The sequence below is a fragment of the Paraburkholderia ribeironis genome, from assembly GCF_900019265.1.
Classification (GTDB): Bacteria; Pseudomonadota; Gammaproteobacteria; order Burkholderiales; family Burkholderiaceae; genus Paraburkholderia; species Paraburkholderia ribeironis.
This window is the reverse complement of record NZ_CYGX02000047.1, coordinates 123,897-131,813: the sequence shown is the minus strand read 5'-3', so window position 1 is coordinate 131,813 and position 7,917 is coordinate 123,897. Positions and strand designations below refer to the sequence as shown.

Sequence of the window (7,917 nt, the reverse complement as noted above, 5' to 3'; positions counted from 1 at the left end):
GCACGACACGGGCACGACGTGCGGTGCAGGACGGGTAAAATACACGCCTCTTCCGTTTACCGGCTCGCCGCGAGACTCATCAATGTCCCATTTCATCCAGACACTCAACGACGCCTGGCAGCGCACCAACTCGCTGCTGTGCGTCGGCCTCGATCCCGAGCCCAGCAAATTCCCGGGCGCGCTCGCCGGCCGGCCCGACGCGATTTTCGATTTCTGCCGCAGCATCGTCGATGCGACCGCGCCGTACGCGTCGTCATTCAAACCGCAGATCGCGTACTTCGCCGCGCATCGCGCGGAAGATCAGCTCGAGCAGCTGATTGCCCATATTCATGCGCACCATCCCGGCTTGCCGGTGATCCTGGATGCGAAGCGCGGCGACATCGGCAGCACCGCTGAGCAGTACGCACGCGAGGCGTTCGAGCGCTATCAGGCCGATGCGGTGACGGTGAATCCGTACATGGGTTTCGATTCGATCCAGCCGTATCTGGAGCACCAAGGCAAGGGTGTGATCGTGTTATGCCGTACGTCGAACGCGGGTGGCTCCGATCTGCAATTCCTTGAGACGGGCGGTCGTCCGCTGTATCAGGTCGTCGCGCAACTGGCGGCCGACAAGTGGAACGCGAGCGGGCAGCTAGCGCTGGTGGTCGGCGCGACGTTCCCGAAGGAAATCGAGGCCGTGCGCGGGATCGTCGGTGACATGCCGCTGCTGATTCCGGGCATCGGCGCGCAAGGCGGCGATGTGCAGGCGACCGTCAGCGCCGGCCGCACCGCGAACGGCACGGGCATGCTGATCAATTCGTCGCGGGCGATTCTCTATGCGGGCAAAGGCGACGATTTCGCGCAAGCCGCGGCGAAGGTCGCAATGGAAACGCGTGACCGGATCAACGCGTTTCGCTGACCGAGGGCTGGGATCGGTGAGGGCCGCTTGATGAGCGGCGGGATTCAAGGGCGGCGGTTTGGGTTGCCGCTGGTTCACTCCGATCAGCCCGATCACGTCGGACTAACAAGCTGGACCAGCAACTCGGACCATCAAGCCGGACCTGCAACTCGGACCAGCAAGCCGGACCCAACTCGGACCATCAAGCCGGACCCAACGCGGGCCAGCAAGCCGGACCCAACGCGGGCCAGCAAGCCAGACCCAACTCGGGCCAGCAAGCCAGGCCCGCCAGCTCGCCTAACCAGCCGGCCCCAGTCGCCCGATCAACATCGCATGCCTGGGATGGCGCGTCTTCAGCGCGTGGACATCCGCCAGTTCGAACTCGCTGAATTCAAATCCCGGCGCGACCGTGCAGCCGACCAGCGCGAATGTCGCCGGGTCAACGCACTCCGCCGCGAACCACGAGCCCGCCGGCACCACGGCCTGAAACACCGCATCGGGATGCGTCAGCGCATTGCCGAGCTTGTGCGTGACCAGCGTGCCGTGTGCGTCGAGCACGTGAACGTGCAACGGTTCGCCCACGTAAAAATGCCAGACCTCGTCGGACCTGATCCGATGCCATGCCGAATGCGCGCCGTCGCACAGCAGGTAGTAGATCGCGGTCGACGCCGAACGCATCTGCGCTGTACCGTCCGCGCGGACCACACAGTCCGCCGACCGGTGCGTCTCGCTAAAAAATCCGCCTTCCGGATGTGGCTTCAGATCGAAGCGGCGGATCAGTTCGTGTTGGATTGTGTGCGAATCCGGCATTGGTGTGCGCCCTTCCAACGAGGATCAGTGTTCCTGCTCGTCGAGCAACGCGAGCACGCCGCGCAACGCGTGGGCGGCGGCCTGCACGCGAATCTGCTCGCGGTCGCCCTTGAAGATTTTCGTTTCCACCGACGTATGCAGCCGGTTGCTCCAGCCGAACGACACCATCCCGACTGGCTTGGTCTTGGTACCGCCGCCCGGCCCGGCAACGCCGGTAATCGCCAGCGACACCTGCGCGCGACTGTTGCGCAGCGCGCCTTCGGCCATCGCGCGTGCGACCGGTTCGCTGACCGCGCCGTGCTTGTCGATCAGATCGGGGGGCACGCCGATCATTTCGCTCTTCGCCGGATTCGAATACGTGACGAAGCCGCGCTCGAACCAGCCGCTACTGCCCGAAATGTCGGTGATCGCGGTCGCTACCATGCCACCCGTGCAGGACTCGGCGGTGACGAGCATCAGGCGCTCGTCGCGCAGGCGGTTGCTGACGCGAATTGCGAGCTGATGAACCACGGAATCGGTAGGCATGGCGTCAATCCGGAAAACGGGAGCGGGTGGTGAAGCACGGCGTTACGGCATAACGGCGTGATGCCGCGACGGCCGAGCAGCGGTCAAACCGACATGCGCCACAGCGCAATGACCAGCAACGTGAAAAAGGCGGCAACCAGATCATCGAACATGATGCCAAAGCCACCTTTCAGACGGCGGTCGAAATAACTGATCGGGGGCGGCTTCACCATATCGAAGAAGCGGAACACGATGAATGCCCAGAGCTGGTCGGTCAGCGCGACCGGCGTGATCATCAGCAGCACCAGCCAGAACGCGACGATCTCATCCCACACGACCGGCGACGGATCGTCGATACCGAGCCGCTTCGCGGTAAAGCCGCAAATCGCGATACCGCCGATGAAACCCACGGCGATCAGCAGGCCCCATTCGATCACGGTCAGATAGCGGCTCAGCACCGTGAACGAGGCCCACGCGAATAGCGTGCCGATGGTGCCCGGCGCAACCGGCGACAAGCCGCTGCCGAAACCCAGCGACAGCAGGTGCAGCGGATGCGACAGCATGAAACGCGCGGTGGCGCGGCGCGGCTTGGGCCGCGGCGCGCTCGGTCCGGGCGGTGGGCTGCCGCCGATGAGTTCGTCGGCGGGGCCGAGCGGAGGGTCAGTCTGCATGAAAGTGATCGAAGCCTTGCAACGTCAGGGTGAGCGGCGCGCCGGCGGCATCGCGCCAGGCGATCGCCGGGCGGTCGTGCGGCGCCTGTAGAGCGCTTATTGTACCGATGCGGGTGACCGGCACGTCCACCGCGCGCCCGGCTGCTTCGACTGCGGCGCGAGCGGCAGCTGGTGCGGTGAAACACAGTTCGTAGTCGTCGCCGCCGGCGAGCGTGCAGCGTCGCTGGATGTCGGGCGCAAGACGTCGCAACGCGGCCGAACGCGGCACCGCGTCGACATCGACCGTGGCGCGCAGTGCCGAGCGCTCGAGGATGTGCAGCAGATCGCCGGCGAGACCGTCCGACACGTCGAGTGCAGCGCGCGCAACGCCGCGTAGCGCGATGCCCAGCGCGATGCGCGGCTCCGGTCGCTCGAGGGCGCGACGGAACGTCGCAGCATCGCTGGCATCGGCGGACCACTCGCCGCGCTGGATGCCCAAGCCCGCACGCGCATCACCGAGCGTGCCGGAAATCCAGATGTCGTCGCCCGGTTGAGCGGCGTCGCGGCGCAGCGCCGCGTGCGGCGGCACGCTGCCGAACACGGTGATGCACAGATTCAAAGGCCCGCCCGTCGTATCGCCGCCGATCAGCGCGCAATCGTGGCGCTCGGCGAGCGCGAAGAGCCCTTCGCTGAATGCGGCGAGCCACGCCTCGTCCGCTTTGGGCAGTGAGAACGCCAGCGTGAACGCCTGAGGCCGGGCGCCCATCGCGGCGAGGTCCGACAGGTTCACCGCGAGCGCCTTGTGACCCAGCGCTTCGGGATCGATATCCGCGAAGAAGTGCCGGCCTTCCACCAGCATGTCTGTCGATATCGCCAGCATTTCGCCGGCGCGCGGGGCAAGCAGCGCGCAGTCGTCGCCGATGCCGAGTGTGCCGGCGGTGGCGTCGGACGGTCCGGCGGTGGCGCGGCGGGCAAAGAAGCGGTCGATCAGCGAAAACTCGGAAAGCATGGTGACGAATGATGAAGGGATAAAGGCGATGAAAAGCGGCTTAGGGTGCACAACGTATCAGGTCGCGGCCTGATCGCCCCCCGATTTGCACACAACTCCGAACCGGATCGCGGTCGGCGTGGCGGACGTCGCACCAGCCTTTCGATACGTTCAGGTCGCGGCAGTTGTACCCGTATTGAAGGAATCGCGTCGTCAATTGGGGCTACAATGCGGTCGAACATCTATTCTAATCTGCACTTCGAAGCCCGCCTTATGTCGAATCCCGTCACTAGCAAACTCCGCGAAGCCGCTCTGGATTACCACGAGTTCCCGACCCCCGGGAAGATCGCGATCGCCCCGACCAAGCAGATGATCAACCAGCGCGATCTGGCGCTGGCCTATTCGCCGGGCGTCGCATTCGCCTGCGAGGAGATCGTCGAGAATCCGCTGAACGCCGCGCGTTTCACCGCACGCAGCAACCTGGTCGGCGTCGTCACGAACGGCACGGCGGTGCTCGGTCTCGGCAACATCGGGCCGCTCGCGTCGAAGCCGGTCATGGAAGGCAAGGCCGTCCTGTTCAAGAAGTTCGCCGGCATCGACGTGTTCGATATCGAGCTGAACGAATCCGATCCGCACAAGCTGGTCGACGTGATCGCCGCGCTCGAACCGACCTTCGGCGGCATCAATCTGGAAGACATCAAGGCGCCGGACTGCTTCATCGTCGAACGCGAGTGCCGCAAGCGCATGAAAATCCCGGTCTTCCACGACGACCAGCACGGCACGGCGATCATCGTCGCGGCGGCGATTACCAACGGCCTGAAGGTCGTCGGCAAGGACATCAAGGAGGTCAGGCTGGTCGCCTCCGGTGCGGGCGCCGCGGCGCTCGCGTGTCTCGATCTGCTCGTCGACATCGGCCTGCCGCTCGAAAACATTACCGTGACCGACCTCGCGGGCGTCGTCTACAAGGGCCGCACCGAGCTGATGGACCCGGACAAGGAGCGTTTCGCGCGTGAAACCAATGCCCGCTCGCTCGCCGAGGTGATCGACGGCGCGGACATTTTCCTTGGCCTGTCGGCCGGCGGCGTGCTCAAGCAGGAAATGGTCAAGCAGATGGCCGAGAGGCCGCTGATTCTCGCGCTGGCCAATCCGACGCCGGAAATCCTGCCGGAACTCGCGCTCGAAGTGCGCCCGGACGCGGTGCTATGCACGGGCCGCACCGACTACCCGAACCAGGTGAACAACGTGCTGGTGTTCCCGTTCCTGTTCCGCGGCGCGCTGGATGCGGGCGCGACCACGGTGACGCGGGAAATGGAAATCGCCGCGGTCAATGCGATCGCCGAACTGGCGCGCCAGGAGCAGAGCGACATCGTCGCGACAGCGTACGGCATTCAGGATCTGTCGTTCGGGCCGGAATATCTGATTCCGAAGCCGTTCGATCCGCGTCTGATCGTCAAGGTCGCGCCGGCGGTGGCGAAGGCCGCGATGGATTCGGGCGTCGCCGAGCGTCCGATCGAGGACATGGAAGCGTACCAGCAGCATCTGCAGCAGTTCGTCTATCACAGCGGCACGACCATGAAGCCGATTTTCCAGCTGGCGCGTGGCGTCGAGCCGGAGAAGAAGCGCATCGTGTTCGCGGAAGGCGAAGAAGAACGCGTGCTGCGTGCGATGCAGATCATCGTCGACGAAAAGCTGGCCAAGCCGATCCTGATCGGCCGTCCGGCGGTGATCGAACAGCGCATTGCGCGCTACGGTCTGCGTCTGGTCGCGGGCCAGGACTACACGGTCGTCAACACCGACCACGACGAGCGTTACCGCGATTTCTGGCAGGAATACGCGAAGATGATGTCCCGCAAAGGCATCACGGCGCAGATGGCAAAGCTGGAGATGCGCCGGCGCACCACGCTGATCGGCGCGATGCTGGTGAAGAAGGGTGAGGCGGACGGCATGATCTGCGGCACCATCAGCACGACGCACCGTCATCTGCACTTCATCGACCAGGTGATCGGCAAGCGTGAAGGCCGCGGTGTGTACGCGGCGATGAACGCGCTAGTGTTGCCGAACCGCCAGATTTTCCTCGTCGATACGCACGTGAACGTCGATCCGACGCCGGAGCAGCTGGCCGAGATCACCATCATGGCCGCCGAGGAAGTGCGCCGCTTTGGTATTGAGCCGAAGGTCGCGCTGGTGTCGCATTCGAATTTCGGTTCGAGCAACGCGCCGACCGCCCAGAAGATGCGCGATACGCTGGAGATCCTGCGCGAACGCGCGCCGGAGCTGCAGGTGGATGGCGAAATGCACGGCGATGTGGCGCTCGACGCGAACCTGCGCCGCGAAGTCCTGCCCGACTCGACGCTCGAAGGCGATGCGAATCTGCTGGTGCTGCCGAACATCGACGCGGCCAACATCTCGTATAACCTGCTGAAGACTGCCGCGGGCAATAACATCGCGATCGGTCCGATGCTGCTGGGCGCAGCCAAGCCGGTTCACGTGCTGACGGCTTCGGCGACGGTGCGCCGGATCGTCAATATGACGGCGCTGTTGGTGGCGGACGTAATCGCAGCCCGCTGAGCCTCGACCCGGGTGAGGCATGGCGCCGGCTGATCGCGCGCCATGCCAAAAAAAAGGCGTGCCTGCAACGGGCACGCCTTGGGTAAGCAGGGGATTGCCACCCTAAAACGGCTACTGACACAAAATCAACCTTGAAAGACTACGACAACCCTCGGCTCTCGCCAGGGGAACGACGGCGCGCATAGAGAGCATGCTGAATATCTGCATTTCCCATCCATTCGCGCAGTCAAGTTAAGTTTAGCCAGATCAGGCTAAACATTCTGTCAAAACTCGTCAAAGACCCAACCATCGGCTTTTCCTGCGCGTTTGGAAGGCGTTCGCCGGTCCGCTGAACATTGATTCCAAAGGCTATTAGCGATACCCTTACGACTTTCATGGTCGTCAAACTCGTGATCTAACAGCGGGAATCCTGATACATGGCACGCAAGTGGCTGCGCATCAAAGGCGTGCTGACCGGTGTTGTTACGCTGTGCGCGTTAGCCGGCTCTGTGCCTGGCGCGTTTGCACGCGACTACGCGGCGGACGCGAACGTTCAGGTGCCAGGTACCGTCGCGCTGGCGCAATTGCCGCGCGAAGCGGTCAGTACGTTGAACTTGATTGCTGCTGGCGGGCCTTACCCGTATGAGAAGGACGGCATCGTGTTCGGCAATCGCGAACGGTTGCTGCCGGCCCATCGGCGCGGCTATTACCACGAATACACCGTTCCCACGCCTCACGCACGTAATCGCGGGGCGCGTCGCATCGTCTGCGGTGGTCCGCTACAGCGAACCGACAATTGTTACTACTCGGACGACCATTACACCAGTTTTAATCGTATTGTTGAATGAGATCGGGATGAACGGCATGAGCGACAACATCTACGCGCACGACTCCGGAGTCGCGACGGATCTTTTCGCGGCCGGCGACGGCAATTTGTTCCAACGCGTCATGAAGATGCGCGCCGACGGTCAGGGCCGCGAGAACCAGAGTGAAGCTGGCACGGTGGTTTCATCGAACGAGGAGCCCATGAGCCTTTTCAAGACCGTGCGACCGAACATCGTACAGTCGATCCGCGCGTTCCGCGTGCAGGATCTCGCCGACGAGGCCCAGCAGCTCGGCCAGCATTTTCTGTATGCGTATTGCGCCAACGCGCACTCGAAACAGGAGGTGCTCGAGACCATCGCGACGTCGTTTCTGTTTCCGAAGCATTTCGGCAAGAATTACGACGCGCTCTACGACTGCCTGACCGACCTCGTCCACAAGGCTGGCGCGCAGCCCGGTTTCGTGATCGTGCTCGAGCAGTTGCCGGTTGCCCAGAAGTTCGACAAGGAAGGGCGTGAAACGCTGCTGGACGTGTTCCGCGAAGCAGCCGAATTCTGGGCCGAGCGGAAAGTGGCGTTCCGGGTGTTCTATTCGTTTGCCTGAGTTCGTTTGCCTGAGTCTTGCCCGCCCACCCGCGCATTGCTTGTACCGCACTACAGGAAGAGAAANNTTTCTCTTCCTGTAGTGCGCCTCGCGCCGGGAACGTGAGGCGCGGAGCA

Annotated in this window: 8 protein-coding genes; 4 read left to right on the top strand and 4 right to left on the bottom strand. The window is 63.6% G+C overall.

Features of this window, described 5'->3' with window-relative positions; translation table 11 throughout:
- The first annotated feature begins 82 nt into the window (after positions 1 to 82).
- A complete protein-coding gene (gene pyrF / locus BN2475_RS21450; RefSeq protein WP_094781501.1) occupies positions 83 to 898 on the top strand; it encodes an orotidine-5'-phosphate decarboxylase in 816 nt (271 codons plus the stop codon).
- A gap of 276 nt (positions 899 to 1,174) precedes the next feature.
- Here pyrF and BN2475_RS21445 read toward each other — a convergent pair whose 3' ends face one another.
- The 4 genes from BN2475_RS21445 to thiL all read right to left on the bottom strand — a co-directional run bounded on the left by BN2475_RS21445 (position 1,175) and on the right by thiL (position 3,850).
- Complete coding sequence (locus BN2475_RS21445; RefSeq protein WP_094781500.1) at positions 1,175 to 1,687, bottom strand: cupin domain-containing protein; 513 nt, start codon at positions 1,685 to 1,687, stop codon at positions 1,175 to 1,177.
- Between the two features lie 24 nt (positions 1,688 to 1,711).
- Complete coding sequence (locus BN2475_RS21440; protein ID WP_094781499.1) at positions 1,712 to 2,212, bottom strand: CinA family protein; 501 nt, start codon at positions 2,210 to 2,212, stop codon at positions 1,712 to 1,714.
- Between the two features lie 83 nt (positions 2,213 to 2,295).
- A complete protein-coding gene (locus tag BN2475_RS21435) occupies positions 2,296 to 2,862 on the bottom strand; it encodes a phosphatidylglycerophosphatase A family protein (RefSeq protein ID WP_174642017.1) in 567 nt (188 codons plus the stop codon).
- Positions 2,852 to 3,850, bottom strand: a complete 999-nt coding sequence (thiL, locus tag BN2475_RS21430) for a thiamine-phosphate kinase (RefSeq protein WP_094781498.1) — start codon at positions 3,848 to 3,850, stop codon at positions 2,852 to 2,854. Before thiL ends, BN2475_RS21435 begins: the two co-directional genes overlap by 11 nt.
- A gap of 207 nt (positions 3,851 to 4,057) precedes the next feature.
- Between thiL and BN2475_RS21425 the strand changes: the two genes are divergently transcribed.
- From BN2475_RS21425 to BN2475_RS21415, 3 genes are all read left to right on the top strand, one after another.
- Positions 4,058 to 6,397: an NADP-dependent malic enzyme gene (locus tag BN2475_RS21425; protein ID WP_094781497.1), complete on the top strand. Its 2,340-nt coding sequence runs from the start codon at positions 4,058 to 4,060 to the stop codon at positions 6,395 to 6,397.
- Between the two features lie 416 nt (positions 6,398 to 6,813).
- A complete protein-coding gene (locus BN2475_RS21420; RefSeq protein WP_094781496.1) occupies positions 6,814 to 7,224 on the top strand; it encodes a ribonuclease in 411 nt (136 codons plus the stop codon).
- Between the two features lie 16 nt (positions 7,225 to 7,240).
- On the top strand, positions 7,241 to 7,801 hold the full coding sequence (locus tag BN2475_RS21415; RefSeq protein WP_094781582.1) for a barstar family protein: 561 nt from the start codon (positions 7,241 to 7,243) through the stop codon (positions 7,799 to 7,801).
- Positions 7,802 to 7,917: the final 116 nt, after the last annotated feature.

Bases quoted from the DNA above. Each gene is read 5' to 3' on its own strand.
- BN2475_RS21425 (WP_094781497.1), top strand. From the start codon at position 4,058: ATGCGGTCGAACATCTATTCTAATCTGCACTTCGAAGCCCGCCTTATG.
- BN2475_RS21415 (WP_094781582.1), top strand. From the start codon at position 7,241: ATGAGCGACAACATCTACGCGCACGACTCCGGAGTCGCGACGGATCTT.
- pyrF (WP_094781501.1), top strand. From the start codon at position 83: ATGTCCCATTTCATCCAGACACTCAACGACGCCTGGCAGCGCACCAAC.
- BN2475_RS21440 (WP_094781499.1), bottom strand. From the start codon at position 2,212: ATGCCTACCGATTCCGTGGTTCATCAGCTCGCAATTCGCGTCAGCAAC.
- BN2475_RS21445 (WP_094781500.1), bottom strand. From the start codon at position 1,687: ATGCCGGATTCGCACACAATCCAACACGAACTGATCCGCCGCTTCGAT.
- BN2475_RS21420 (WP_094781496.1), top strand. From the start codon at position 6,814: ATGGCACGCAAGTGGCTGCGCATCAAAGGCGTGCTGACCGGTGTTGTT.
- thiL (WP_094781498.1), bottom strand. From the start codon at position 3,850: ATGCTTTCCGAGTTTTCGCTGATCGACCGCTTCTTTGCCCGCCGCGCC.
- BN2475_RS21435 (WP_174642017.1), bottom strand. From the start codon at position 2,862: ATGCAGACTGACCCTCCGCTCGGCCCCGCCGACGAACTCATCGGCGGC.